The organism is Streptomyces sp. NRRL S-340 (assembly GCF_000720185.1).
Classification (GTDB): domain Bacteria; phylum Actinomycetota; class Actinomycetes; order Streptomycetales; family Streptomycetaceae; genus Streptomyces.
This window is the reverse complement of the sequence record NZ_JOIY01000139.1, coordinates 1-253: the sequence shown is the minus strand read 5'-3', so window position 1 is coordinate 253 and position 253 is coordinate 1. Positions and strand designations below refer to the sequence as shown.

Genomic DNA, 253 nt, shown 5'->3' with positions numbered 1-253 from the left:
CGCGTCTTCACCGGCACGCACGCGACCGGCCCGAACACCCTGGGCTTCGCCGACAGCCTCGTCGGCGTGCTGCGCGAGGCGGGCTTCGGCGACGCCGAAGCGGCGCGGGCGCTCTACGCGGTGGCCAACTTCACCGCCGGCCACACCCTGGAGGAACAGGCCGCCCTCCGGCCGGCAGACGGGGGTCCCACCGATGCCGGAGCCCTGCACGAGGCGGTGGAGGCCGGGACCTATCCGCACCTCGCCGCCACGC

1 protein-coding gene is annotated in these 253 nt (G+C 75.9%); it reads left to right on the top strand.

The window, feature by feature from the left end; translation table 11 throughout:
• On the top strand, positions 1–253 hold a 253-nt coding region (locus tag IG64_RS37305; RefSeq protein ID WP_037865045.1), incomplete at both ends, for a TetR/AcrR family transcriptional regulator C-terminal domain-containing protein.